This is a genomic window from Chelatococcus caeni (assembly GCF_014196925.1).
Classification (GTDB): Bacteria; Pseudomonadota; Alphaproteobacteria; order Rhizobiales; family Beijerinckiaceae; genus Chelatococcus_A; species Chelatococcus_A caeni.
On sequence record NZ_JACIEN010000001.1, the window covers coordinates 132233 to 158146 of the forward strand.

General features: G+C 68.9%; 26 protein-coding genes and 1 pseudogene. 14 read left to right on the top strand and 13 right to left on the bottom strand.

Annotated features, from left to right (window positions below):
* The first annotated feature begins 40 nt into the window (after positions 1-40).
* The gene (locus GGR16_RS00675; protein WP_183315413.1) at positions 41-475 is read left to right on the top strand and encodes a PTS sugar transporter subunit IIA; all 435 of its coding nucleotides are present in this window, start codon (positions 41-43) and stop codon (positions 473-475) included.
* Between the two features lie 34 nt (positions 476-509).
* Here the strand turns inward: GGR16_RS00675 and GGR16_RS00680 are convergent, their stop codons facing one another.
* Positions 510-647, bottom strand: a complete 138-nt coding sequence (locus GGR16_RS00680; protein WP_183315414.1) for a hypothetical protein — start codon at positions 645-647, stop codon at positions 510-512.
* Between the two features lie 11 nt (positions 648-658).
* Between GGR16_RS00680 and GGR16_RS00685 the strand changes: the two genes are divergently transcribed.
* On the top strand, positions 659-1498 hold the full coding sequence (locus tag GGR16_RS00685) for a TIM barrel protein (protein WP_183315415.1): 840 nt from the start codon (positions 659-661) through the stop codon (positions 1496-1498).
* Here the strand turns inward: GGR16_RS00685 and GGR16_RS00690 are convergent.
* The 3 genes from GGR16_RS00690 to GGR16_RS00700 are packed head-to-tail and all read right to left on the bottom strand — an operon-like array spanning position 1495 to position 4635.
* Positions 1495-2601 carry an ABC transporter substrate-binding protein gene (locus tag GGR16_RS00690; RefSeq protein WP_183315416.1) on the bottom strand — a complete coding sequence of 369 codons (1107 nt, stop codon included), beginning with the start codon at positions 2599-2601 and terminating at the stop codon, positions 1495-1497. The genes GGR16_RS00685 and GGR16_RS00690 overlap by 4 nt on opposite strands.
* Positions 2598-3971: a sensor histidine kinase gene (locus tag GGR16_RS00695; RefSeq protein WP_183315417.1), complete on the bottom strand. Its 1374-nt coding sequence runs from the start codon at positions 3969-3971 to the stop codon at positions 2598-2600. Before GGR16_RS00695 ends, GGR16_RS00690 begins: the two co-directional genes overlap by 4 nt.
* Positions 3958-4635: a response regulator transcription factor gene (locus tag GGR16_RS00700; protein ID WP_019400100.1), complete on the bottom strand. Its 678-nt coding sequence runs from the start codon at positions 4633-4635 to the stop codon at positions 3958-3960. The genes GGR16_RS00695 and GGR16_RS00700 overlap by 14 nt, the downstream gene beginning before the upstream one ends.
* Positions 4636-4742: 107 nt before the next feature.
* On the opposite strand from GGR16_RS00700, the gene GGR16_RS00705 reads away from it, so the two are divergent.
* From GGR16_RS00705 to GGR16_RS00715, 3 genes are all read left to right on the top strand, one after another.
* Positions 4743-5711 (top strand): Bug family tripartite tricarboxylate transporter substrate binding protein, encoded by a 969-nt coding sequence (locus GGR16_RS00705; RefSeq protein ID WP_183315418.1) that lies wholly within the window; start codon positions 4743-4745, stop codon positions 5709-5711.
* Positions 5712-5778: 67 nt separating this feature from the next.
* A complete protein-coding gene (locus tag GGR16_RS00710; protein ID WP_246372746.1) occupies positions 5779-6246 on the top strand; it encodes a tripartite tricarboxylate transporter TctB family protein in 468 nt (155 codons plus the stop codon).
* Between the two features lie 17 nt (positions 6247-6263).
* Positions 6264-7775, top strand: coding sequence for a tripartite tricarboxylate transporter permease (locus GGR16_RS00715; protein ID WP_019400103.1), 1512 nt, complete (start codon positions 6264-6266; stop codon positions 7773-7775).
* Positions 7776-7877: 102 nt separating this feature from the next.
* On the opposite strand, the gene GGR16_RS00720 is transcribed toward GGR16_RS00715, so the two are convergent.
* Together GGR16_RS00720 and GGR16_RS00725 are read right to left on the bottom strand one after the other, a co-directional pair.
* The gene (locus GGR16_RS00720) at positions 7878-8354 is read right to left on the bottom strand and encodes an SRPBCC family protein (RefSeq protein ID WP_183315420.1); all 477 of its coding nucleotides are present in this window, start codon (positions 8352-8354) and stop codon (positions 7878-7880) included.
* Positions 8351-8668, bottom strand: a complete 318-nt coding sequence (locus GGR16_RS00725) for an ArsR/SmtB family transcription factor (RefSeq protein WP_019400105.1) — start codon at positions 8666-8668, stop codon at positions 8351-8353. The genes GGR16_RS00720 and GGR16_RS00725 overlap by 4 nt, the downstream gene beginning before the upstream one ends.
* A 287-nt stretch (positions 8669-8955) precedes the next feature.
* Between GGR16_RS00725 and GGR16_RS00730 the strand changes: the two genes are divergently transcribed.
* The 7 genes from GGR16_RS00730 (at position 8956) to GGR16_RS00760 (ending at position 15536) form a co-directional block, all read left to right on the top strand.
* Positions 8956-10299: an erythromycin esterase family protein gene (locus GGR16_RS00730; RefSeq protein ID WP_183315421.1), complete on the top strand. Its 1344-nt coding sequence runs from the start codon at positions 8956-8958 to the stop codon at positions 10297-10299.
* Positions 10300-10308: 9 nt separating this feature from the next.
* Complete coding sequence (locus GGR16_RS00735) at positions 10309-10965, top strand: dienelactone hydrolase family protein (protein WP_183315422.1); 657 nt, start codon at positions 10309-10311, stop codon at positions 10963-10965.
* Complete coding sequence (locus GGR16_RS00740; protein WP_019400108.1) at positions 10965-11657, top strand: phosphoribosyltransferase; 693 nt, start codon at positions 10965-10967, stop codon at positions 11655-11657. The genes GGR16_RS00735 and GGR16_RS00740 overlap by 1 nt, the downstream gene beginning before the upstream one ends.
* 10 nt (positions 11658-11667) lie before the next feature.
* Positions 11668-12132 (top strand): YbhB/YbcL family Raf kinase inhibitor-like protein, encoded by a 465-nt coding sequence (locus tag GGR16_RS00745; RefSeq protein ID WP_019400109.1) that lies wholly within the window; start codon positions 11668-11670, stop codon positions 12130-12132.
* 354 nt (positions 12133-12486) lie between these two features.
* Positions 12487-12744 carry a hypothetical protein gene (locus GGR16_RS00750; RefSeq protein WP_183315423.1) on the top strand — a complete coding sequence of 86 codons (258 nt, stop codon included), beginning with the start codon at positions 12487-12489 and terminating at the stop codon, positions 12742-12744.
* A 93-nt stretch (positions 12745-12837) separates the two neighbouring features.
* A complete protein-coding gene (locus tag GGR16_RS00755; RefSeq protein WP_183315424.1) occupies positions 12838-13311 on the top strand; it encodes a hypothetical protein in 474 nt (157 codons plus the stop codon).
* 521 nt (positions 13312-13832) lie between these two features.
* Positions 13833-15536 (top strand): ATP-binding response regulator, encoded by a 1704-nt coding sequence (locus GGR16_RS00760; RefSeq protein ID WP_019403971.1) that lies wholly within the window; start codon positions 13833-13835, stop codon positions 15534-15536.
* Positions 15537-15558: 22 nt separating this feature from the next.
* On the opposite strand, the gene GGR16_RS00765 is transcribed toward GGR16_RS00760, so the two are convergent.
* On the bottom strand, positions 15559-16200 hold the full coding sequence (locus GGR16_RS00765; RefSeq protein ID WP_183315425.1) for a response regulator: 642 nt from the start codon (positions 16198-16200) through the stop codon (positions 15559-15561).
* A gap of 232 nt (positions 16201-16432) precedes the next feature.
* On the opposite strand from GGR16_RS00765, the pseudogene GGR16_RS00770 reads away from it, so the two are divergent.
* A pseudogene (locus GGR16_RS00770) lies at positions 16433-16741 on the top strand (hypothetical protein); the annotation flags it as partial.
* A gap of 31 nt (positions 16742-16772) precedes the next feature.
* On the opposite strand, the gene GGR16_RS00775 reads toward GGR16_RS00770, so the two are convergent.
* The 5 genes from GGR16_RS00775 to GGR16_RS00795 all read right to left on the bottom strand — a co-directional run bounded on the left by GGR16_RS00775 (position 16773) and on the right by GGR16_RS00795 (position 21646).
* Complete coding sequence (locus GGR16_RS00775; RefSeq protein ID WP_183315427.1) at positions 16773-17561, bottom strand: ABC transporter permease; 789 nt, start codon at positions 17559-17561, stop codon at positions 16773-16775.
* Between the two features lie 3 nt (positions 17562-17564).
* Complete coding sequence (locus GGR16_RS00780; protein WP_183315428.1) at positions 17565-18752, bottom strand: ABC transporter permease; 1188 nt, start codon at positions 18750-18752, stop codon at positions 17565-17567.
* Positions 18749-19804, bottom strand: coding sequence for an ABC transporter ATP-binding protein (locus GGR16_RS00785; protein ID WP_183315429.1), 1056 nt, complete (start codon positions 19802-19804; stop codon positions 18749-18751). The genes GGR16_RS00780 and GGR16_RS00785 overlap by 4 nt, the downstream gene beginning before the upstream one ends.
* Positions 19805-19923: 119 nt before the next feature.
* On the bottom strand, positions 19924-20976 hold the full coding sequence (locus GGR16_RS00790) for an ABC transporter substrate-binding protein (RefSeq protein ID WP_183315430.1): 1053 nt from the start codon (positions 20974-20976) through the stop codon (positions 19924-19926).
* A 121-nt stretch (positions 20977-21097) separates the two neighbouring features.
* Entirely contained in the window at positions 21098-21646 is a 549-nt protein-coding gene (locus GGR16_RS00795; RefSeq protein WP_019403978.1) for a cupin domain-containing protein, read from the bottom strand.
* A 162-nt stretch (positions 21647-21808) separates the two neighbouring features.
* Between GGR16_RS00795 and hisD the strand changes: the two genes are divergently transcribed.
* Positions 21809-23074 carry a histidinol dehydrogenase gene (gene hisD, locus GGR16_RS00800; protein WP_425486567.1) on the top strand — a complete coding sequence of 422 codons (1266 nt, stop codon included), beginning with the start codon at positions 21809-21811 and terminating at the stop codon, positions 23072-23074.
* 15 nt (positions 23075-23089) lie between these two features.
* On the opposite strand, the gene GGR16_RS00805 is transcribed toward hisD, so the two are convergent.
* A complete protein-coding gene (locus GGR16_RS00805; RefSeq protein WP_183315432.1) occupies positions 23090-25615 on the bottom strand; it encodes an OTU domain-containing protein in 2526 nt (841 codons plus the stop codon).
* Positions 25616-25914: the final 299 nt, after the last annotated feature.

The window sequence follows — 25914 nt, forward strand, 5'->3', positions numbered from 1 at the left end:
GGAATAACCGTGAGTGGAACCAATGAGAATCTCTGAGGCCATGAAGCCGGACGACGTGCTCCTCGGCGTCTCTGCCTCCTCGAAGGACAAGCTTCTGCAACTGCTGTCCGAACATGCGGGCGCGGCGCTGGCTGTGAGCGAAGAGACCATTCTGACCGCGCTCCGGAGCCGGGAGAGCCTCGGGTCGACCGGCATCGGCGCGGGCATCGCGATCCCCCATGCGCCGGTCGACGGTCTCGTTGCCCCGTTCGTGCTGCTTGCCCGCCTCGCCAAGCCGGTCGAATTCGAGGCGATCGACGAGGAGCCGGTGGATGTCGTCTGCCTGATCCTCACTCCGCCCGGCGAGCAGAACCGCTATCTGAAGCTCCTCTCATCGGTCACGCGCCAGCTTCGGTCTGCCGACACCCTCGGGACGATCAGGCAGGCTGCCGATCGCGAGCGCGTCTACCGGACCTTTGCCGAAGTCGAGGGGTGAGCGCAGCGGATGCGCTCGTGCCGACAGGCGTTCGTCACGTCCTCGGCCGGCGTGGCGAGCGCACCGTCCAGGGGGGACCGGCGGCGAGCCACGACTGGTGGCAGCGGGCGCCTTGCGCGAGAATGGCGACGATCGCCCGGCCGTCCTGGCGATGCCTGACGAAGCCCTCCACCGGATGCTCCCATGACGACGCCACGCTTTGCCCTCAACCACATGGCTGCGCCCCGGCGCGACCTCGCCGGCTTCTTCGCGCTGGCGCGCGCACTCGGCATCGACGCGGTCGAGATCCGCAACGATCTCGATGGCACCGCCATTGCCGACGGCACGCCGCCCGAGGCCGTGCGCGCGACGGCGGAGGCGGCCGGCCTGACGATTCTCTCGATCAACGCCCTGCAGCGCTTCAACGACTGGACGCCGGCCCGGGCGGCCGAGGCGACGGCGCTCGCCGACTATGCCGCCGCCTGCGGCGCCCGGGGCCTCGTTCTGGTGCCCGTCTGCGACGGCACGCCGAAGGACCGGGCGAAGCTCGAACAGGCGCTTTCCGCCCTGAAGCCGATCCTGGCGCAGCGCGACCTCACCGGCCTCGTCGAGCCGCTCGGCTTCTCCTTCTCGTCACTGCGGTCGAAGGCCGATGCGGCCGCCGCCATCGCAGCCGTGGGCGGGGAGGGGGTGTTCCGCCTCGTGCACGACACCTTCCACCATCACCTCGCGGGCGAGCCTGATCTCTTCCCGGAGATGACCGGCCTCGTCCACATCTCGGGCGTTGCGGATGACACGGTTTCAGTCGCGGACATGCGCGATCCGCACCGGGGGCTCGTCGCCGCGGACGACCGGCTCGACAACGTCGGGCAGATCGCGGCGCTCGCCGCTGGCGGCTATGCCGGGGCGCTGTCCTTCGAGCCCTTCGCCCCCACCATCCATGACCTTGCCGATCCAGCCGCCGCGCTGCGCGAGAGCATGGCTTTCATCGAGGGCCGGACTCAGGGGATGACGGCGAGCCAGCGGGGGCACGATCGGCCCTAAGGCGTGCTCATCTCGACGAGGGTGCGCCCCCAGTCGCTGATGAAGCGCCGGCGCCGCTCGTGGTCCTGCACGGCGAGCAGCGCCGGACCGATGGCGATGGGGCGGGCGATGCCCGTGCGCACGATGGAGGAGGCACCCTCGACGCCCGGCGGCATCTCGCCGCCGGCGCCGAAGAAGAAGGCCTCGCGCCGCGACACCTCCTGTCCGCGGGCGGAGAGGAGATAGTTGACGAAGCGGGTGCCGGCGTCGGCGCGCGGCGCATGGGCGGGCACCATGGCGCCGCGGCTCAGCACCAGGGTGTAGTCGGCGGGCATGACGATGCCGAGGTCGGCGCCGGCCCTGACGCGCGCATAGGCATAGGAAGCGAGCATGTTGTAGCCGATCGAGAGCCGGCCGGCTTCGAGCTCGTCGAGGATCTGGCTCGTGCAGCAGCGGATCACCGCATGGGCGCGCCCGAGGCTCTCCAGCAGGCGGCCAAAGGTCGTCGTCGTCTCCTGGGCATCGTAGAAGGCGAGCAGGAAGCCGATGCCCGACAGGCGGATGTCGTAGGTGCCGACCTGGCCGGCATAGGTCTCGGGCTTGAGGCGCAGCAGGTCGGCGAGTTCGAGATGCGTCTTCGGCACGTCGCCTGCGGGCACCTTCGCCCGGTTGTAGACGAAGACGACGGGCTCGAAGGTGAAGCCGAAGACATCGCCGCGCCAGTTGGCCCAGCGCGGCGCCGCTGCCGTTTCAGGCGAGGCGATGCCGCGGGCGCAGCCGTCGTTGGCGAGCTTCACCAGATGATCGACGGAGGAGGAGAGCAGCACGTCGCCCAGGGCCTTGCCCTCCCGGCAGGCCGCAGCCGCGGCGGCGTAGAGGTCGTTCGTGACGTATTCGACGAATTCGATGCGGGTGTTGGGAAAGAGGGCCTGGAAGTCGCGGATGAGCGGCTCCATCGCCGACAGGTCGGTCGCGGCGTGGACCGCCAGCACCTCGGCCTCGGGCGCCGTCGCGGGGAAGGTCGTCGCCTCCTGCGCGTGCGCCAATGCCGTCGAGAAAGGCAGCGCCAGAACGGGCAGCCACAGTGCCGCAAGGCGGTGCCGCAGGAGGGGACGTCGCTTCATGGGCCTCTTCCGGCGATGCGCATGACGACCGCGAAGCCGTCCTCGTTGCCCCGGCGGAACCCGATGCTGCCGCCGTGTGCGGCGAGCACGTCGGCGGCGATCGACAGCCCGAGGCCGGATCCGGCGGGGGAGGGGGAGCCGAAGCGCTCGACGACGCGCGGCCACAGCTCCGGCGCGATGCCCGGGCCGTCGTCCTCCACCTCGATCTCCACCATGCCGTTCTCCTCGTGCAGGCGCACGGTCAGGCGCGTCACGGCGCCGTGGCGCACGGCGTTGTCGATCACGTTCTTGACCGCCTCCTTGAGGCTGATGGCGTCGCCGCGGACCTCGATGGGCTTCGGCGGCACTTCCAGCGCGGTGAGGATATCGCGGTCGAGCGTGTCCGGCACCGCCTCGCGGATGGCGCGGCGCACCGTCTCGGTGACATCGACCGGGGTGAAGGGCACCGCAGCGGCGCGGTGGCTGATCATGGCATGGCTGAGCAACTGGCCGACGAGGCGCGACAGCTGGTCGACGCGCTCCTCGACCCGCGCCAGGTGCTGGCGCGCCTGCGGCTCCCCGAGGTGGTGCGAGAGAAGGTCGACCTGGGACTTCAGCGCCGCCAGTGGCGTGCGGATCTGGTGCGCCGTGTCGGCGACGAACTGCTGCATCAGGTCCATGCGGCTCTTCAGCCGGGCGATGAAGGTGTTGATGGCGGACACGAAGGGCCGCAGCTCGCGCGGCGTGGCGACGGTCACGGGCGTGACGTCGTGCGGGTCGCGTTCGCGCAGGGCCGCCCCGACACGCGCCATCGGCTTCAGCGCATGGCGGATGGCGAAGATGGTGCCGCCGAGGGCGAGCGTGCTCATGGCGAGGATGAGCGCGACCGCGCGCAGGGTGAGCTCGCGCGCCAGGGCCGTGCGTGCCTCGATGGTCTGCGCCACCACCACGTCGACGCGGCCTTGCACTGCTGGGTCGGCAAAGGCGCGCGCTGCCCGCACGAGGCGCACCGGCACGCCCATGAAGGTGCCGTTGCTCAGCGCCGGCCGGTCGGGTGCCGGGGCATCGTCACCGGGCAGCGGCAGGTCGCCGTAGCCCGTCAATGTGCGGCCGGAGGTGTCGACGATCCTGTAGAAGATGCGGTCGCGCTCCGACAGGGCGAGCAGCTCGAAGGCCGACATCGGCACTTCGACGGTGAGGGCGCCGTCCTGCACGTGCACGGCCTCGGCCATCTGGTAGGCCGCGCCGACGAGCAGCCGGTCGTAGGCCTCGTTCGCGGCAGCCCGGGCATAGTACCAGGCGGCCGTCGTCAGCGCCGCCGCCCCGGCGGCGAGCACCAAAGCGATGAGGACGATGAGGCGGGCGAACAGCGACGGTTCACGCCGGGCCATCGGCCACCAATTGATATCCGAAGCCGCGCACGGTGACGATCTGGGCCGAGGCGCCGTGCAGCTTCTTGCGCAGGCGTCCGATATAGAGCTCGACGGCATTGGCCGACGGCGCTTCCTCGTCCCAGCCGAAGACCTGGTCGAGCAGGTCGTCCTTGCTGAACACGCGCCCCGGGCGGGTGGCGAGGATCTCGAGCAGCGTCACCTCGCGGCGCGTCAGATGCACCTCGCGCTGGCCGACGCGCACGGAGCGGGCCGAGCGGTCGATGAAGATGTCGCCGCAGGCGAGCAGGTTGGTGGCGTCGCCGTGGCGGCGGCGCATGAGGGCACGTGCCCGCGCCTCGAGCTCGCGGAAGTCGAACGGCTTGACGAGGTAGTCGTCGGCCCCGATGTCGAGGGCACTCACCCGGTCCTCGATCTCGGACCGCGCGGTCAGCATCAGGACGGGCACCGTGCCGCCGGCATTGCGCAGCCGCTGCAGGACGGCGAAGCCGCTGCCGTCGGGCAGCATGACGTCGAGGATGACGAGGTCGTAGAGCGCATCGTCGAGCGCGGCGACGGCGGCATCGACGGTCGTCTCCCAGTCCACGACGTGGCCGATGCGCGCGAAGCGCTCGATGATCGCCTCGGCGACGTCCCGCGTGTCCTCGACCAGAAAGATGCGCATCCCGTCCGCTGCTCGCTGTGACAGGTGGATGACAGGTTTCGATCCTACCGTAACGGCCAAGCTCCACACAAACAGAGCGTTACCTCAATTCCACAGGGAGGGAACTGATGAAGACTATCCTCGTCAACGCGCTTGCCCTTGGCTTCGCCGGCCTCATGGCGGGCGCTGCCGTCGCCGCCCCGGAGAAGACGGAGTGCCTGGCGGGCGCCAAGCCCGGCGGTGGCTTCGACCTGACCTGCCGGCTCGCCGGCAATTCGCTGCTCGCCGCCAGGCTGATCGACAAGCCGATGCCGGTGACCTACATGGAGGGCGGCGTCGGGGCCATCGCCTACAATCATGTCGTCGGCAAGCGGTCGAGCGATCCGACGCTGATCACGGCGGCATCGAGCGGCTCGGCCCTCCTCCTGGCGCAGGGCAAGTTCGGCCAGTACGACGAGAGCGCCGTGCGCTGGGTCGGCGCGCTGGGCGCCGACTACGGCGTCATCGTCGTGGCCGCGGACGCGCCCTACAAGTCCCTCAAGGACCTCGTCGAGGCCTATGGCAAGGCGCCCGGCGACTTTCCCATCGGCGGCGGTGGCGCCGTCGGAAGCCAGGACTGGATGAAGGGCGCGCTCGTCGCCAAGAGCGCCGGCCAGGATCCGAAGAAGATGCGCTACGTCGCCCTCGAGGGTGGCGGCGCGGTGCTGACGGCCCTCGAAGGCGGGCACATCAAGATCGCCGCCGGCGATGCGGCCGAGATGGCCAAGCACCATGCCGCCGGCAAGGTGCGCATCCTCGCCGTGATGTCGCCGGAGCGTCTGCCCGGCGAACTGAAGGACGTGGCAACCGCCCGCGAGCAGGGGCTCGACATCGACTGGGTGGTGTGGCGCGGCTTTTATGTCGGCAAGAACATTACCGACGCGCAGTATCAGGACTGGGTCGACACCTTCCGCAAGCTGTCGGAGACGCCCGAATTCGCGCAGGAGCGCGAGGCGCGCGGCCTCTACCCATACACGGTCCTCGGCGCCGATTTCGAGCGCGACGTCAAGAAGGACGTGGAGCGCTTCAAGGCGCTGGCCGCCGAAGCCGGCCTCTGATCGCCCCTTCGCCACGCGGCGGCCTTCCCGCGAGGAGGGCCGCCCTTTTCACATCGGGATGAAGCCCATGACTGTTTCGACCGGTCCTCGCGGAGCGGGCAGGAGCGATCGCGTCGGCGCCATCGTCCTCCTCGTCTTCGCTCTCCTCTACGGCTTCGAGGCGAGCCGCATCGCCTATTCGTTCTCGTCCGATCCGCTCGGGCCGCGGGTGTTTCCGCTGATGCTGGCGGGGGCGCTGGCGCTGCTGTCGCTGATCTATCTCCTCAGGCCCGGCGGTGCCGAGCCGTGGCCGCAGGGCCGGCTGCTCGCCCATGCGCTCGCCATTCCGGGCCTCGTGCTCGCCGCCGCGCTGCTGCTGGAGCCCTTGGGCTTTGCCGTCTCCGTCACGATCCTGGTGACGGGTGTCGGCCGCCTCTTCGGCGCCTCCTGGCACTATGCCGTCGTCGGCGGCCTCGCGCAGGCGGCGCTGTGGTTCGTCGTCTTCCGCTATCTGCTCGAAGTCTACCTGCCGGGCGGTGCCGTCTTCGGCATCTGAGTTGAAGGAGTGCGAAGATGGACCTCGGCTATCTCTGGGCAGGCTTCTCCGTCGCCCTCAGCCCCCTCAACCTCGCCATCGGCTTCACCGGCTGCTTTCTCGGCACGCTGATCGGCGCCCTGCCGGCGATCGGGCCGATCAACGGCATCGCGCTGCTCCTGCCCATCGCCTACACCATGGGCCTGCCGCCGGAGAGCACGATGATCCTGCTCGCCGGCATCTATATCGGCGCCGAATACGGCGGGCGCATCTCGTCGATCCTGCTCAACGTGCCGGGCGATGCCGGCGCGGTGATGACGGCTCTCGACGGCAATCCGCTCGCCCGCCAGGGCAGGGCGGGCGAGGCGCTGATGATCAGCGGCCTCGCCTCCTTCGTCGGCGGCACGCTCGGCGTCGTGGGCCTCACCTTCTTCGCGCCGCTGCTGAGCACGCTCGCCATCGGCTTCGGCCCGGCCGAATATTTCGTGCTCATGATCTTCGCCTTCGCCACCCTCGGCTCCATGGTCGGCAGCCAGCCGGTCAAGACGCTCATCGGCTGCGTCATCGGCCTGATGCTGGCGACCATCGGGCTCGACGCGACCTCGGGCGCCTACCGCTTCACCTTCAACGAGCCGGAGCTCGGCGACGGCATCGAGTTCGTCGTGCTGGTGATCGGGCTGTTCTCCATCTCGGAGGCGATGTTCATGCTCGAGCACCAGGCGAAGGGCGGCAGCGTCATCAAGGTCGCCGGCCGCACGTTCGCCCGCTGGGCCGACATCGTCCGCTGCATCGGCCCGGCGCTGCGCAGCTCGGTCATCGGCTTCACCGTCGGCGTCCTGCCGGGCACCGGCGCCTCCGTCGCCAGCGCCGTCTCCTACACCACGGAGAAGCGCCTCTCGGACCGGGAGGGCACCTTCGGCAAGGGTGACGTGCGGGGCCTCGCCGCGCCGGAGGCGGCCAACAACGCAACGGCGGCGGGCGCCTTCGTGCCCATGCTGACGCTCGGCGTGCCGGGCAGCGGCACCACGGCGGTGATGCTCGGGGCGCTCATGCTCTACAACATCCAGCCCGGGCCGCAGCTCTTCGCCGAGCGGCCGGAGCTGATCGGCGGCCTCATCGCCTCGCTCTACATCGGCAACATCCTGCTGCTCATCCTCAACCTGCCGCTGGTGCGCGTCTTCTCGCGGGTGCTGCAGCTGCCGAACTGGGTCCTGGTGCCGGGCATCCTCGTCCTGTCCATCGTCGGCGTCTATTCGACCCACGCCAGTGTGCTGGCCGTCGTGATGATGCTCGGCATCGGGGTCGTCGGCTGGCTGCTGCGCAAGCTCGGCTTCGACATGGCGCCCATCATCCTCGGCTTCGTCCTCGGCCGCGTGATGGAGGTGAACCTGCGCAACGCCCTCGCCATCAGCGGCGGCGACCTGTCGATCCTGTTCCAGAGCACCATTTCCATCGTGCTGTGGATCATGGCCGCGGCCATGGCCCTGCTGCCCTTCGTCCTCGGCCGCCTCGCCCGGCGCGCGGCCGCACCGTCGCCGCAGGTCTCCTAGACGGCGGCGGACGTTTCTGAAACGCCCCTGCCCGGCGAAGGAGCAGCCTTCGCCGGGCAGGGGCACTTGTCGTTGCAAAGACGCCGCGGAGCCGGCGGGCGCTCAAGCTGTCCCGGCGCTGGCCCGATAGGCCGCGAGCAGGCCGCCCCATCCGCCCTCGGAATCGAATATCTCGCGTGCCTTCGCGGCGGCCTCGCCCATGTTCTCGAGCAGCCGGTGTTCGAGCTCGACCCGGGTCTCGCCGTCGCCGATCGCCGTGAAGCGGACATCGACCTCGGTCAGGAGCTTCGGATCGAATTGCCAGTCGACGCCGATCCGCCAGGCCAGGAGGACGCGCGTCGGCGGATCCCACGCCAGCACCTCTCCCCAGTCGCACTCGCTCCCGTCCTCGCCGACCTCGTACCACCGTCCGCCAGTCCGCGGCTCGATGACGGCACTTGCGATCGGTGACTTGCCGATGGAATGGCTTCTCGGCCACCAGCGCCCGAGGCTCGCGGTGAAGACGTCGAAGGCGCGCGCAATCGGCGCATCGACCGTCACGGATTTCCTGACCGGTGCTGGCTTGATCATGGCAGTCATCGCGCTTGCTCCTTCGCTGAACCGATGTCCTGTTTGAAGGCGTCAAGGGCATCGCCCCACATGCGGTCGAGCCAGGCCCGCATCAAGGCCAGGCCCTGCGGGTCGATGTGATAGATGTTGCTGGCGCCGCGAGCCTCGGCCCGCACGAGGCGCGCCTCCCTGAGCACCCTGAGATGCTGCGAGACCGCCGGCTGGGACACCGGCAGCGCCCGCGTCAGCTCGGCGACCGAACGGGGACGGTCCGCGACGAGCTCGAAGACCTTGCGCCTCGTCGGGTCGGCCAGCGCCACCATCGCTGCATAGTCATAAGACATGACTTATATAAGCACATACTTATTTTCCCTGCAAGAGGTGCGATTGGGAACCTCCTGGCCTCGCAGGGGTTTCGCAGCCAATGGCCGTGCCCTCTGCCTTACGAGCAGCGCGGAAGCTGTGTCTGCTGCCGGCAGGCGCAGAAGGGCTGATTGATGACCGCCCTGGGCCATGACGGCTGCGAAAGGACGATCACCATCATCTGGTTCCGGCTGGTCGGCGGGGAACGCGGGAGCGCGGCCGCAGGGCCTGCCGATCCTGCGGCCCTGGAACGGACGGAGAATGAAGCATGGCCGATGCCTCCATCATGGAACGTTCGCGGGCGCGCCTGGCCGATGACGCGGCACGGCTGGTGCGCGAGCGCTGCGAGCAGCTGCCGCCGCTGGACGAGACGGAGCGCTTCGGCGCGATGTTCGACCGCTTCGCGGATGCGCGCGTGGTGCTTCTGGGCGAGGCCACCCACGGGACGAGCGAGTTCTACCGCGCCCGCGCGGCGATCACGCGCCGGCTCGTCGAGCGCCACGGCTTCACTATCGTCGCGGTCGAGGCGGACTGGCCGGATGCGGCGCGGGTCGATCGTTATGTCCGCCACAGGGAGGCGGGGCATTATGATGAGGAGACCTTCGCCCGGTTCCCGACGTGGATGTGGCGCAATATGGAATTCGCGCAGCTCGTCGACTGGCTGCGCAGCCACAACGAAGGCCGGCCGACCGGCGAGAGGGTCGCCTTCCACGGCCTCGACGTCTATTCCCTGACAGCCTCCATGGCGGCCGTCATCGCCTATCTCGACAGGGTGGATCCGGCGGCCGCAGAGACCGCGCGCCGCCGCTACGGCTGCCTCACGCCATGGCAGATCGAGCCGGCCCATTACGGCCGTGCCGTGCTGCGGGCGGGGCACGACACCTGCGAGGACGAGGTCGTCGCCCAACTGGCGGAGCTTCTGGGCAAGCGCCTCGAATATGTCGCCGCCGATGGGGAGGATTATTTCGACGCGGCCCAGAACGCCCGGGTCGTGCGCGCGGCCGAGCACTACTACCGCATCATGTACCATGGCTCGACCGAGTCCTGGAATCTGCGCGACCGGCACATGTTCGACACGCTGCAGCATCTTCTCGCCGCGCGCGGCGAAAGGGCGAAGGCGGTGGTCTGGGCGCACAACTCCCACATCGGCAACGCGGCCGCCACCGCCATGGGATGGCAGGGCGAGTTCAACATCGGCGACCTGTGCCGCACGGCCCATGGCGACAGTGCCGTCCTGATCGGCTTAGGGACCGACCGCGGCACGGTGGCGGCCGCCGATGACTGGGGCGGACCGATGCGCGTCAAGACCGTCAACCCGTCGCGCGCCGATTCCTACGAGCGCGTTTTCCACCAGTCCGGGACTGCCTGCTCGCTGACCGATCTCAGGGCATCCGCCGATCGGGAGCTGCGCGAGGCATTGGGTGCCCCGCGGCTGGAGCGGGCCATCGGTGTCATCTATCGCCCGCAGACGGAGCTCACCAGCCACTATTTCGAGGCGGTCCTGCCGGAGCAGTTCGACGCCTATGTCTGGTTCGACGAGACGCGCGCGGTCACCCCGCTGCCCACGGCGCGGCCGCACGGGGTGCCGGAAACCTATCCCTTCGGCGTGTAGGAGGCGGCGATGCAAGGCGCGGCTGTGCGCGAGGTGCATATCGAACCGGAAGGGCTCACCGGTCTTCTCGGCGTGCCGGCGGATGCGGCCGGCGTCGTCATCTTCGCCCACGGCAGCGGCAGCGGCCGCCTGAGCCCCCGGAACAACCATGTGGCCGCCGCGCTGCAGGAGGCGGGGCTGGCGACCTTCCTGCTCGACCTCCTGACGCCGGAAGAGGCGGCTGACAGGCGCAACGTCTTCGACATCCCGCTGATCGCCGCGCGCCTGGAGCGCGCCACGGCCTGGATCGCCGGCTTTCCCGACACGGCATCGCTCCGTCCCGGCTATTTCGGCGCGAGCACCGGGGCCGGGGCGGCGCTCGTGGCAGCCGCGCAGCCGCACTCGTCCGTCGCCGCCGTCGTGTTGCGCGGCGGGCGGCCCGACCTCGCCCTGCCGGTTCTGCACCGGGTGAAGGCCCCGACGCTGCTCCTCGTCGGCAGCCTCGACGGTCCGGTCATCGGCATGAACCGCGAGGCCTACGAGGCGCTCGCCTGCGAGAAGCAGCTCATCATCGTCGAGGGCGCGGGCCACCTGTTCGAGGAGCCGGGCAAGCTCGACGAGGTCGTGCACCACGCGAGGGACTGGTTCCTGGCGCACCTGCCGGGATCCCGGACAGACAGCGGATGATGGCCATGTTCGACACCCATGAGACATTCAAGGACCGCCGCGATGCGGGCCGGCGCCTGGCCGAGACGCTTACGCATCTCAAGGGTGAGCGGCCGGTCGTCCTCGCCCTGCCGCGCGGCGGCGTGCCGGTCGCCTTCGAGGTGGCGAAGGCCCTGTCCGCCCCGCTCGATCTGCTGATGGTGCGCAAGCTGGGCGCGCCCGGCTATCCCGAATACGGCGTCGGTGCGGTGGTCGACGGAGCGGACCCGCAGGTCGTGCTCAACGAGGAGGCCATGCAGGTGGTCGATCCGCCGCGCGGCTACGTGGAGGCGGAGATGGAGCGCCAGCTGGCGGAGATCGAGAGGCGCCGACGGACCTATCTCGCCGGGCGCCAGCCTGTGCCGCTCGCCGGCCGGACGGCGATCGTCGTCGACGACGGCATCGCCACCGGCGGCACGGTGCGCGTCGCCTTGAAGGCGTTGCGGCGGTCGGCAGCGGCCCGGCTCGTGCTCGCCGTCCCCGTGGCACCACGCGACAGCCTCGCCCTGCTGCAGGCGGATGCGGACGAGGTCGTCTGCCTCGACGCTCCGTCGAACTTCCGGGCCGTGGGTTTCCATTACGAGAACTTCGACCAGACGAGCGATGCGGAGGTGGTGCAGCTCCTGGACGCCGCACGCGCGTGGCCCATCCGCAGTGAATCATCAGGCCAATAGGAGACGAGCGATGCCGCTGACCCTCATCAGCCCTGCCTTCGCCGACGGCGAGCGAATCCCCGAGAAATACACGCGCGATGGCCGGAACCTCTCGCCGCCGCTGAAATGGAGCGGCGTGCCCGATGGCACCAGGAGCTTCGTGCTCATTGTCGAGGACCCGGATGCGCCGAGCGGAACCTTCCGTCACTGGGGCCTGTACAACATCCCCGCCGATGCCGAACGGCTGCCCGAGAGCGTGGAGACGGGGCCGGACGAAGCGCGCATGCGCATCTGCAGCAACGACTTCGGCAACCCCTATTACGACGGGCCGGAGCCGCCGAAGGGGCACGGGCCGCATCATTATCACTTCCGGCTTGCCGCCCTCGACGTGCCCAGCATCGACCTGCCGCGACAGGTCGGCGTCGCCGACCTGTGGACCGAGGCGAAGAAGCACAAGCTGGCGGAAGCCGAGCTTGTCGGCATCTACGAACGCTAGCCGGCGAGGGGCGAGAAGTGCCTGCCGAGCAGCACGCCACGGTTTCGGGCCCGCGCGGAAACGGCGGGCCCGCGGTGGGATCGTCTGCAAGATAGCCAGCTGCCGAACGCAGGCAGCGGCGAGCCGCCGACATACCGCAGCAGGAGAAGTCAAACTTTAGATTAATTTTATCGCGACGCTCCATCGGACCGGTCGCGCGCCCGGAGTTACCTTCACGCTCCTGTCGTATCGCCTGCTCCGGGGGCGCACGGCTGCCATATGTACATATGGACACTTGAATAAGCCGCCGGCGGCCGCCTAAGTGGCGCCGCTCGGCTGTGTGGCCGGGCGCCCTTTTCCTTTTCGAGGATTATCATGCGCAAGATTGCCTTGGCTCTTCCCATGCTCTTCATCGCCGCTCCCGCGCTCGCCTGCTCGCAGCAGGACGTGCAGGCGAAGGCGATGGAGCTTTCCACCGGCCTGCAGCAGCTCGCCGCGTCCAACCCGCAGGCCGCTGTCGACTGGAGCAAGAAGGCCACCGACGCCCAGGCCAAGGCGCAGCAGGCGAGCGACATGGGGCAGGTCTGCGCCCTCTACGACGAACTCATCGCCGAGATGAAGGCCGGTCAGTAATCGTTGCCTGTGGCGTCGCGCCGTTGCAGCGCGACGCTGCTGGCGGCGGTTTCGCGAGCAACGGATCAGCGTCGCGGCAACCACACACGGTGCATGATGGCATCCTTCTGGAGCAGGTGGGTCGTCAGTCTGGCGTTCGGGCTCCTGGTCGCTCGGACCGGATATGGCGTCGTCGCGCTTCCCCTGACGTCTGCCCATGACATCGATGATTCGGCCGCCGGCGGCATCAGGGTCGAGATAGTGTCGGTGCTCACCCTGCTTCTGCTGGCGGCCGCCGTGACCGTCGTGCTGGCGAGGCTCGGCAATACGATGCGCAGGTTCGGGTGGGGCTGCCTTCTCCTCGGTGCCGCCGTGCTCGCCAATACGGCGTTCGCCCTCCTCGGTTCCGAGGTCAGCCTGCTGCAGATTCTTGATCCGGCGACACGTGCCGAGAACGATCCGGTGGCGGCCTTCTGGTTCTGGATCATGATCATGGGCGTGCCCTCGACCATGGTCGGCCTCTTGCTGCTGATCGGGGGCCTCGTTCTGCTTCGCAAGGCGCCACGTCCGGTTCGGACCGGCGGCTGAACAAGCGGATGCGGGCGCTCTCCACCCTCCTTTTCGATATATTGCGAAAGATGAGGCGGCGGCGCCCGGGCCTATTCGCTGCGGAAGATGAGGACCAGCTCGCGCCAGCTTTCGTAGCTGTCACCGTGCGCGACGAGAAAGGCAAAAGCTGCGCAGCGCGCGACGGCCCGCAAGGCGCTTGCGGCATGGAGACGAAAGCGGGGATCGCCCGATGAATTGAGCCGGCCTCCCGATCAGGGCGCCGCTGCGGTCGAGCGTGATCCGGATCCGCCCCGGCAGCGATGACAAAGAGCGCCTAGGCGGCAATTCTCATCCGCATCATCATTCCTGCGTCCCCGGAGGCGAGCTTCTCGCGGTGAGCGGACATGAAATCTCCTGTACATGACCGCGATGTGAACAGGTGCATGGGGCTGTTGCTCGATGCGCAACGTCGCACCTGACGATTGCCGTTCGATGTCATCAAGCGGTACAGGCGGATTATGATCAGCCGCGGTGGGGCCTGGGAGCGGATACGGGGGCGCATGATCGCATTGCAGAAGATGTTCGGGCCGGCAACGGAAGGTCCCCATCGTGACAGCGAGGCCGAAACCGAACGCGCTCAGGCGCTCGTCCGGGTGGTCCTTGCCAGCGTGGCGACCCTGTACATCCTCATCGGCGCGGTCATCGGCTTTCTTCCGGACGGCAGCATCCTGCCGCTCATGGCCTATCCGGCGGTCTTCATCGTCGTGTCCATCGCGCTTCTCCTGGTGATCACCCGGCGCCCGGGCACGTTTCCCGCGCGGCGGCTCCTGGCGATGGTCCACGATTATGCCGCCATCACCTTCACCCTGATCATCGGCGGGGAATATGTCTCGCCGGTCTATGCCATCCTGCTCTGGGTCACCGTCGGCAACGGCATGCGCTACGGGTCCGGCTATCTTGCCATCGCGACGGGATTTGCGCTCGCGAGCCTCGCCATCGTGGCCTATTCCGGTGCCTATTGGAGCGAGCATCCCTATTTCGTCGCCACGCTCGTGCTGACCACGATCATCGTGCCCGCCTATGCCCATCTGCTGTTGAGGAACACCCGCCGGGCGCATGACACCGCCATCGCTGCCAATCTCACCAAGTCGCGCTTCTTCGCCCAGGCGAGCCACGACCTGCGCCAGCCGGTGCACGCCATCAGCCTCTTCACCGCCTGCCTGCGCGACAGCGGCCTGACGCCCGACCAGGGCCGCATGGTCGACAACATCGACAGGGCGCTGCAGAGCGTGTCGCGCCTGTTCAGGTCGCTGCTCGACATCTCCACGCTCGACAGTGGCAAGGTCAGGCCGCGCGCCGAGGCTGTCCCGCTCGGCGAGCTTCTGCGGGACGTGGCGGAGCGGAACCGCGAGGCGGCGCGGCAGGCGGGCGTCACGCTGCGCATCGTGCCCACGCGGCTCCATGTGCGGATCGACCCGGACCTCCTCGCCACCATGGTGCAGAACATCGTCTCGAACGCCGTGAAATACGCCCCGGGAGCGCCGGTCCTGATCGGCTGCAGGCGCCGCGGGGGCAGCTTGACCCTCGAAGTCCACGATCGGGGCAGGGGCATCCCGGCCGATCACCTGCCCAGGGTCTTCGACGAGTTCTACCGCGTGCCGGAACCGGGCAGGGACGTCGAAGGCGTCGGCCTCGGCCTGTCGATCGTCAGGCGGATCGGCGGCATCATGGGGCTCGACGCCTCCATCGTCTCACGCTCCGGACGCGGGACGGTTGTCCGGATCGCCGGCCTGCGCATCGTGCCGGCAGAGGAGCGAACGGTCGTGCAGCATCCCGCCGGCCCGGTCACCCCGCTCAGCGGCATGCGGATCCTGTTGATCGAGGATGACAGGGACGTGCTGCTCGCGACGACGGCGCTGCTCGAGCGCTGGGGATGCAGCGTGCAGGCTGAAACCGCCATGCCCGAGGGCGTCGGGGCCTGCGACCTCGTCATCACGGATTTCGACCTCAACGGACCGCTGACCGGCGCCGCCTGCATCGCGCGTGTCGCGGCGATGCTCGGCCGTCCGGTCCCGGCGGTCATCATGACGGGTCACGACGAGGGCAGGGTCCGCCAAGAGCTCGGCGACGATGCCATCACCGTCGTCGCGAAGCCTGTCCATCCATCGACGCTGCGGGCCGTGCTGGTGGCGCAGAAGCTCAGGATGGAGGCTCGGGAAGAGGAGAGGGACCCGGCGCTGTTCTTGCAAGGCGAGGGCGTCTGAAGCGGGACGGACGGCTATCCCTTCAGAGCCCGTTGACCGCCGCCTTCGCGGCGGCTGCGGCGCGGGAGGAAACGCCGAGGCTGCGCAGGAGCGCCGAGACGTGGAGGCGCACGGTGAAGGGGGAAATGTTGAGCTCCTTGCCGATCTCCTTGTTGGTCTTCCCTTCCCTCAGCAGGCTGAGCACCTCGCGCTGACGCAGGGTGAGCGACGACAGCGCGGCATGCTCCTCCAGGTGCAGGCCAGTCTCCTCCGCTGCGCGCTTCACCACGAAGTCGCCCGCGCGGATGGCCTCGATGGCGGCGGCGACTTCGTCCGGCGGCACGGACTTGCCGATGAAGCCGTCGGCGCCGGCCGCCATGACAGCATCGATCGTCTTGCGGTCGTTCACCATCGAGACGACGATGATGGTCGCGCGCTCGAATTCCTGGCGCAGCGCGCGCAGGGAATGCATGGGGTCGAGGCCCGGAAACACGAGGTCGAGGAGCAGGAGGTCAGGAGCCTCCCCCTTGCGCGCCAGGTTGAGCACCCGATCGAAGCTGCCCGCTTCCTCGAGCGCGGCGGAAGGGTAGAGCCGCCGCACGACGCGGCACAGCCCGTCCCGGAAGACGGGGTGGTCGTCGGCGATGATGACCCGTTCTCTTGCTGTCTGAATGGTCGTGGCCACGGTGTCGAAACCTGTGATTCCCTGTCCTTTTCAGCCAGCCCCCGTTCTTCTCTTGCCCACCGGCCCCTGCCCGTCAAGCACGGCGGCGGGGGATCGTTCATGATCGTCCGGCCGCTGCCGCGGTGTTTTTCGGTCGTCTTCGTCGCGATGGCCGCAGGGCCGAATGGTCCGCGTCTCGAGGCGCAAGGCCGGGCGGGCGCTGCCGTCCGGCCCTCTTGCTTGCCTCAGGACACAGGCCTCCGGCAATCAGGCCGCGCTCGTCGGCGCGCTCGACGTCATGCATCCCGGTGGCATCGTCGTGCAGGTCGGCATCGGCGGCGAGATGACCCTGCCGATGAGCTTGATCGTGGCCCGCGAGCTCGAATTGCGCGGCACCTTCCGCTTCGACCATGAGTTCGGGCTCGCCGTCGAGATGATGGCGCGCGGCCACGTCGACGTGAAGCCGCTCGTCAGCGCGACGCTGCCTTTCGACAGTGCGGTGGCTGCCTTCACCCTCGCCGGCGACCGCTCCCGCGCCATGAAGGTGCAGCTCGCGTTCTGAACCCGCATCCGGCAGGCGGGTTCGGCGCCCGTCACGGCACGGCCACCGCACGTTTCTCGCGGCGGCGCAGTAGGGCGGCGAGGGCGGCGAGGCACAGCGTGCCGACGATGAGGAGGAGCGCCGCCGCCGCCACCGTCGGGCTGATGTTCTCGCGGATGCTGGAGAACATCTGCCGGGCCAGGGTGCGCTGGTTGGGGCCGGCCACGAAGAGCGTGATCACCACCTCGTCGAGGGAGGTCGCGAAAGCGAAGACCGCGCCGGACACGACCCCCGGCACGGCGAGCGGCAGGGTGACGCGGCGGAAGACCGTGACGGGCGGCGCGCCGAGGCTCATGGCCGCCTTCTCGACCGCCGGATCGATGCCCTGCAGCGCGGCCGAGACGCTCACCACGACGAAGGGCACGCAGAGCACCGCATGGGCGATGATGACCCCCGGATAGGTGCTGGCGAGGCCGAGGCGCACGAGGAAGATCTGCATGCCGACGCCGAGGACGACGGCGGGAACGACCATGGGCAGCAGGAAGAGCGTCCTCAGGAGGCCGGCAAAGGGCAGGGAGCTGGCGCGCAGGCCGAGCGCCGCGAGCGTGCCGAGCACGGTCGAGAGGACGGTCGCGCCGCCGCCGATGATCAGGCTGTTGACGATGGACAGGCGCCACACGTCGGCGCTCACCAGTTCCTCGAACCAGCGCAGCGAATAGGCCGGGATGGGATAGGTGAGGAACACGCTCGAGGTGAAGGCGAGCGGCAGGATGGCGATGATCGGCAGAATCAGGAAGGCGACGACGAGAATGCCGAAGACGATCTGGAGCGCGCGCAGCATGGCTCAGGCCCCCGGCAATTGCGGCGAGCGCGAGAGCCGCCCGTAGACGAGGTAGAGCAGCAGCGTGACCGCGAGCAGGATGAGGCCGAGCGCCCCCGCCATGCCCCAGTTGGCGGTGCCGAGGGCGTAGAAGGCGATGACCGAGGAGATCATCTGGTCGTTGGCGCCGCCGACGAGCGCGGGCGTGATGTAGTAGCCGATGGCCACCATGAAGACGAGCAGGCAGCCCGACATGAGGCCCGGCATGGCGAGCGGCAGCAGCACGCGCCAGAACGCGCGGATCGGCCCGGCCCCGAGCGAGGCGGCCGCCGGCATCAGGTTGCGCGGCACGGCGATGAGCACGCTGTAGATGGGCAGCACCATGAACGGCAATAGCACGTGCGTCATGGCGATGATGACGCCGAGCCGGTTGAAGATGAGCGGCAGCGGCGCGTCGATGATGCCGAGCGAGCCGAGCGTGCGGTTGATGAGGCCCTCCTGCTGCAGGAGGATGAACCAGGCCGCGGTGCGCACGAGGAGCGATGTCCACAGCGGTACCAGCACGGCGAGCAGCAGGAGCGCGCGCATGACGCCGCCCGCGGCGGCGGCGAGCATGGCATAGGGCAGGCCGATGGCCGCGCAGGCGAGCGTCACCGAGCCGGCGATCACGAAGGTGCGCAGCATGATGATGCGGTTCGCCGCCGCGCCCGGCTCCTCCGCGACGATGCTGCCGCCGGCATCGCGCCTGAGGTCGAGCGCGGCGAGCAGGTTGCGGTCGGTATAGGGCGGCACCGCCTCCTTGATGGCGCGCCAGAAGCGGGGTTCGTTCCAGCGCGGGTCGACGGCGGCAAAATCGAGCGCGGCCGGGTCCGGCGCCTCGCGTGCTGCCGTCACGGTGCGGGTGAGAAGGGTACGAAAGCCGGAGACGGCGCTGTTCAGCCGGCGCACGGCCTCGCCGAGGGCCTGCTGGTCCTGTGCCGTACGCAGGTCTTCCGCGAGCGCGCCGTGCACGGCCGGCGGCGGCAGGTCGCTTCCGTCCCAGTCGGCCATGGCGACGGCGGTGCGCGGCAGCACCTTCGTCACCGCGTCGTCGACCACGGACGCGGTCACCATGGTCCACAGCGGCCAGACGAAGAAGAGGGCGAGGAAGAGGACGAGCGGCGCGACGAGCGCGAAGGCCCGCGACCTGTCCCGGACCGAGGCGCGGCTCATGAAGCGAGCACCGTGCAGTCCTGCGGGTCGAAGGAGGCGACGGCCTCGGTGCCCACCGCCCAGTCGCCAGCCAGGCGCTCGGCCCGCGCCACGAGCTCGATCGTGCCGCTCTTCAGCACGAGGCGCATGTGATCGCCGTGGTAGATGCAGTCCGCGACGGTGACGTTGAGGGCGTTGGCCGCGGCCGGCTCCTTGCCGAGCCGGATGCGCTCCGGGCGCAGCGACAGCGACACGTCCCGGCCGGGGGAGACCTCTCCCGAAACGTTGAGCGCAGTCTCGCCCACGCGCACCACGGCCTGCTGCGCCCCGGCCTCCACGACCTTGCCCTCGACGAGATTGGTCTCGCCGATGAACTCGGCCACGAAGCGGGTGCGCGGGCGGTCGTAGACCGCCTGCGGCGTGTCGATCTGCTCGACCTTGCCGGCGTTGAAGACGGCGATGCGGTCCGACATCGTCAGCGCCTCCGACTGGTCGTGGGTGACGAAGACGATGGTGAGCCCGAGGCGCCGGTGCAGGTCGCGGATCTCGAGCTGCATGTGCTCGCGCAATTGCTTGTCGAGGGCGCCGAGCGGCTCGTCCATGAGGATGACGTCCGGCTCGAAGACGAGGGCGCGGGTCAGCGCCACCCGCTGCTGCTGCCCGCCGGACAGCTGCGACGGCTTGCGGTCTTTGAGGGGGCTGAGCCGCACCATGTCAAGCGCCCGCTCGACGCGCCGGGTGATCTCGGCGCGCGGCACGCGCTGCATCTCGAGCGGGAAGGCGACGTTCTCCGCCACGGTCATGTGCGGGAAGAGGGCGTAGTTCTGGAACACCACGCCCATCTGCCGGCGATGGGGCGGCAGGTGGGTGATGGGCTTGTCGGCGAGGAGGATCGCTCCGCTCGTGGGACGCTCGAAGCCCGCGAGCATCATCAGGATGGTGGTCTTGCCGGAGCCGGAGGGGCCGAGGAGGCTGAGGAACTCGCCCTTGGCGATCTGGAGGTCGAGCCGGTCGACGACCGTGACGGCTCCGAAATTCTTGGTGACGTCTTGAAACGCGATGAAGGCGCCCATTGCTCCGCCCGATGCCGAGGGCCCGGCGACGCACGAGGCATGCGTGCCGGGCGGGCCAAACGAAAAGGAAATCCGGGCCGGGCGGCGGCGCCCGCCCCGGATCGGTCAGCCGGCTGCCGTCACTGGGCGAGCCAGGCGTTGAAGCGCTTGTTGAGCTCCTCGATATTGTCCACCCAGAAGTCGGCATCGAGCGGGACCGCCTCGGCAAGGTTGTCCGGCGCGGTCGGCAGGTCCGCCTGGAGATTGGCCGGGACGGCGCCGGCCGCTTCCTTGTTGGGAAGGCCGTAGGCGATGTACTCGGGCAGCTTCACCTGGTTCTCGGGCGCGCTCGCGAAGGCGATGAAGTCCATCGCGGCGTCCTTGTTGGGGCTGTCCTTCAGGATCACCCAGCTGTCGATGGCGTAGATGCTGCCCGGCCAGACGACCTTGAAGTTCTTGCCCTCGGCCTTGTTGATGCCGGAGATGCGGCCGTTGTAGGCGCTCGTCATCACCACCTCGCCGGAGGCGAGGAGCTGCAGCGGCTGGGCGCCCGATTCCCACCACACGATATGGGGCTTCAACGCGTCGAGCTTCTTGAAGGCGCGGTCCACCCCGGTGGGCGTCGCCAACTCCTTGTAGACATCGGCCGGGGCGACGCCGTCCGCCATGAGCGCGAATTCGAGCGCGTATTTCGGCCCGCGCCTGAGGCCGCGCTTGCCGGGGAACTTCTGCACGTCCCAGAAGTCGGCCCAGGAGGCCGGCGCCTCCTTCAGCTTGTCCGCGTCATAGCTGAGCGCCGTGCTCCACACGATGGCGCCGACGCCGCAGTCGCTCACGGCGGCCGGCAGGAACTTGTCCTTGCCGCCGAGCTTGTCCCAGTCGAGCTGTTCGTAGAAGCCGTCCGCGCAGCCGAGGGCGAGCTCCTCGGATTCCACCTGCACCACGTCCCAGTTCGGCACCCCGGCCTTGACCTTGGCGGCGATGACGCCGATGCCGCCGTCCCAGCTCTCGTCGAGCAGCGGCTTTCCACTCTGCTTCGCGAAGGGCTCGAAATAGATCTTGCGCTGGGCGTCCTGGTAGTTGCCGCCCCAGGACACGACCGTGAGGTCGCGCGCCTCGGCCCCGATGATCCCCCATGCGCCGACGACGGCCGACAGGCAGCCGACGAGCGCGAATGTCCTCACCGATCGCATGACTTTCCCCTCTGTTGTTATCCCCGAAGGCAAGCATATTTCGGGGGACTTGAAAGCTCTCGACCGTCCGGTGGTGACGATAATCACCACGTTGGTGCAGCCGGTCAACAGCAAGGCAATTCTAGTAGGTTGGCGGCGTGACGGCGCTCACGATCTCGCTCTCGCCGTCCGTGACGTTGCGGAAGCGATGCGGCAGGCGGCTGTCGAAATAATAGCCGTCGCCCTGGTGCAGCACGCGGCTCTCGCCGCCCACCGTCAGTTCCACGGCGCCGCGCGTCACCATGCCGGCCTCCTGGGCGGAGTGGGCGAAGGCTTCCCCCGAGTCCGCGCCGCGGGCATAGGTCTCGTGCAGCATCAGGATCTGCCGGTTGGGATGGTTGATGCCCACCATGCGATAGGAAATGGTCGCGGCCTTGCCGATCTCCACCCATTCGTGGGCGGCGTAGAAGGGCGAGTGCGGAACGCTGGAGTAAAGGTCCGCGAAGAACCCCGGCAGCGTCGTGCCGAGGGCGTCGAGGATGGCGCTCAGCGTATCGACCGACGGGCTCATGCGGTCGCGCTCGATGAGCGAGATGGCCGAATGGGAGATGCCCGAGCGCAGCGCGAGCTCGCGCACGCTCAGGTCGCGCCGGCGGCGCAGCTCCTTCAGGTGCGATCCGATCTGCGGCATGGCGGCTCCGGCTGCAACGGGCCCGGCGAGCCTAGGGATGTTCAGAATCCTGAACAAGGCCCCTCGGGGCCGTTGAGTAAGGGTCAGCCTTCCCGGATGGTCGCGCGAGCCAGTTGCAAGAGGTGAGCGATGCCCGACCTGCCGTCAGAACTCCGTGCGAGCTTGGTTCACGTGAAGGCGCCGAAGCAGGCCGAGGGGCCGGACGGACGCGCCGTCGAGGCGACCGTCCGGCAGGTGCTTGACGCCGTCCGTGCCGATGGCGACGCGGCGCTGCGCACCTATTCCGCGACCTTCGACGGCATGGTGCCCGAGCGCTTCGAGGTGAGCGAGGCCGAGCGCGCCGAGGCGCTCGCCGGCCTCGACCGTGAGACCCGCAGCGACACGGAATTCGCCATCGAGCGCGTGCGCGCTTTCGCCGAGGCCCAGCTCGCCACGCTGCTGCCGCTCGAGGTGGAGGCGCTGCCGGGCCTTCACCTCGGCCATCGCATCATCCCCATCCGGCGGATCGGGGCCTATGTGCCGGGCGGGCGCTATCCTCTCCTGTCGGCGCCTATCATGACGATCGTGCCGGCCAAGGTCGCGGGTTGCGCGGAGGTCATCGCCTGCCTGCCGCCGACGGCCCATCCGGCCATGATCGCCGGCTGCCATCTCTCCGGGGCGGATCGCATCTTCCGCGTCGGCGGCGCCCAGGCGATCGCCGCCATGGCCTTCGGCACCGAGACGATCCCGGCGGTCGACAAGATCGTCGGCCCCGGCAACGCTTATGTGAACGAGGCCAAGCGCCAGGTCTTCGGCCCCGTCGGCATCGACCAGCTCGCCGGCCCGAGCGAGATTTACGTGCTCGCCGACGAGACGGGCGATCCCGCCATGATCGCCACCGACCTCCTCGCCCAGGCCGAGCACGACGTGCGCACGCGCGTCGGCCTCGTCACGACCTCGCGCGAGCTCGCCGAAGCCGTGCTCGCCGAGGTCGGGCGCCAGCTCGCCGACCTGCCGACGGCCGCCGTCGCCGGCCCCGCCTGGCGCGACAACGGCGAGATCGCCGTCGCCGCCAGCGAAGAGGCGATGATCGCCTATTCCGACATCGTCGCCGCCGAGCACCTTCAGGTGCACACGGCCGATCCGCACGCCACCGCGAAGAAGCTCTCCAATTATGGGTCGCTCTTCATCGGGCCGCTTGCGAGCGTCGTCTATTCGGACAAGTGCTGCGGCACCAACCACACCCTGCCGACGATGGGCGCCGGGCGCTACACGGGCGGGCTCTGGGTCGGCTCCTATGTCAAGGTCGCCACCCATCAATGGCTGGACGAGCGTGGCGTCATGGCCGTCGCGCCGCCCGCCTGCCGCCAGAGCCGCAGCGAGGGCCTCGAGGGCCACCGCCGGGCGGCGGCCCTGCGCCTCGACATGATCGAGGGGACGGCGGGCTGAGCACGGCTTCGCCCGCTACGCGCGCCCGATGAAGGGCGCGTAGTGGCCGGGATTGTTGCGGATTTCCTGCGCGGCGAGCCGGCGCAGCCCGGCCACCGCCTCGTTCGTGACGGCCCTGTTCTGGTTCATGCTCGCGAGCACGGCGCGGAAGAGGCAGTCGCCATCCCCGCGGATCCGGTGCAGGTTGCCCGCGATATAGGCGTCGTAGTGGCCGGGCGAATAGGCGAGCTCGACGGCGGGGCCCGAGACGGGGCCGTTCGGTATCACCGACAGGCTCTTTCCGCTCGCGGGATAGCCGCGCAGCACCACCTCCCGGCGCAGCGCATTGGCGATCGCCGTCGGCGCATAGTCGCCGGCTGCCGCGTTCCAGTTGCCCGGCACCTCGAGAAAGTCGGCGATCTTCCTCACCGCCGGAAGATTCTGAGCGCTCCCGTCCACCGCGCGGGCGCCGGCCCCGGGCGCCGGCCTGGCGCCGCGCTGCCGGGCGTCCGCCAGGGGGCGAGGCAACGGCTTCGGGCCCCGCAGCTGCGCCCAGTCGGCCGGAATGCTGCCACGCACGAAGAAGACTTCGTCTTCCCATTGGTTGGTGACGGTCAGCCCCACTGCCTTCGCCAGGACCTGCTTGGAAATTTTGCCGTCCCGGACCAGCCTGGGGCCATCGTTCTTCAGGATGTCCTCGATCGTCCGGAAATCCCGCGGGCTGTGCCTGGTGTCGATGACCCACACCTTCGCGTCAGGCCTGCCATGCGCAAAATACTCGGCGGTCGACTCGGTCATCGTGAGGGAGGGCACCTTGCCTTGCTGGGCGCCGCTGTAGCTCCCGGCATGCTCGATGATGGCGGCAAGGTACCGGTCCTGCGCATCCGGTCCGCTCCAGTCGAACGTGCTCGTGATGCCCGATCCGGCCTGGCCCCTGTAGAGCCTGTCGGGAATGGGCCGGTCGGCTCGCCGGTCGATGATGCGGGCGATCTCGTCTGCGCTCAGCACGCGGCCGCTGCCCCGGCGCATCTTCCCCGCTTCCTCGTAGGTCTCCCGCAGGATGCGGCCGGGATCCGCGTTGCGCGCCCCCGGTGCTCCCGCGGCGCCGGGCGCCGCAGCGCCCTTGTCGTTGCGCAACTTGACGAAATACCTGCGCCCGCGCTTCGTGACCTCGGTTCGGAGCTGCAGGTGCTGCTCCATGGCGAGGGCGGGTGATGCCATCGTCTTCACCTTCGCCAGGGGCCCCCCCTTGTCCGCGAGCTGCCCCGCCTTGGCGGCATCCATGACCTGGTCCGCGCCCCCCATCCTGTTCGCCGCTGTCTTCAGGCCTTTGGCGCCTTTCCGGATCTGGGGCAGGGCATCCGCCTGGTTGCCGATCGTCTTGGCGGCAGCAGCGGGCAGGCGCAGCTTTCCGATCACGTCGAGGACGGGAGGGCCCGCGTCGAGAACCCCGAGGGCGACGGCGGTCTTGTGGTTCCCCTGCTGCCATTCGCGCGCCGGATCATAGCCGGGAACGGTACCGCCGCGCGCGGCGTGGACGAACTGCTCGTAACCCGTTTCCGCGAAAGCCTCGTTCTTCAGCGGGAGCAGCAGGTCCTCGAAGATGCGCAGGCTGCTGTCCGCGACGGCCTCGCGCAGGCTGATGTCGCCGTCGACCTCCTTCAGGAGATATTCGGTCAGCGAATTCCCGCGATCGACAGGCGTCTCGAAGAACTGGCATAGATGGCTCGCGAGCCATCTCGTCTGGCCTGCGCTGTCCGCGGGCATGCGCAGGATCAGATCGGGATCGCCCGGCACCACGGCGAAGAACAGCGGCTCGGCGCCGCCCTCCACCTTCAGGACGTACCCGCGCGAGGCGTGCTCGACGGAGACCCCGGGCCTCAGCCCGCCGTGCTCCCAACCCATCCGTTTCACGTCAAAGGACAGGACGGACGCTTTCGTCTTGTCGATATCCAGTCCCGCCGCCGACAGCGTATCCATGATCCTGGCGGTCGCGTTGGCGGCTTGCTCGACGATATGCTCCGAAAATTCTTCCTCGAAGCGGCTGTCGAGGTCGGGGAGATTCTTCAACTCCTGCGGGAAGTCGCGGCTGAAGAAGGGCAGGGCCTGGATCTGCGCCTGCATGTAAAGGTCGACGAGGCGCTGCTTGCCTCTGATGGTGGCCCCGCCGATTCCGACGATGACGGGATCGGAAAAGGCATATTCCCTTTCCGGGTCGAAGCCGGCCCGCTGCAGGATCGCGAGCGCGACCCCCAGCCGCGTCGGCATGTTCTGCCGTGCGTCCGCGAGCAGGTTCGCGCCACGGCAGCGCGCCGCGTTGGAGCCATACTGTCCGCTGCGGCGCGATCGCGCGGAAGGCGTTGCGGTGGCCGGTTGCTCCGATGGTAGCTCGTCCCCGCTGGACGGCATGCGCCGCAGATCGGGGAACGTCTCCTCCATCTGCTGCTGCGCTTCCGCGATCAGCCTCTCCGTCATGGCCACCGTTCTCGTATCGGGCGGATGGAAAGCCGGCGACCGCCAGTTCGGGCGTCCGAAACCGGAGGAATCGTCGGGCCGAAACATCGGTGCGTCCGCTGCGGGGGCGGAGCTGTTGTATGCCGCAAGATCGTGCGGCGTATATCTGCCGATGGGCATCAATATATGTCCTTCACGCAAGTATTGTTTGTATAATGGATTGCAAGTCGGCTGTTTTGTTATTGATGTGCGTCGGCGTCCCGGCGTGCAAGGGCGCCAGCAAGGCAATCCAAGGCTCTTCCGTAAATTCGGTCTTCTTGCCTGGCGCGGGTCGAACGAAAGGCGGACAGCCGCGGCAACCGAAAGGTCTTCACCGGCGCGCCGAGGCGGCGGCCCGGGCGCTGCTC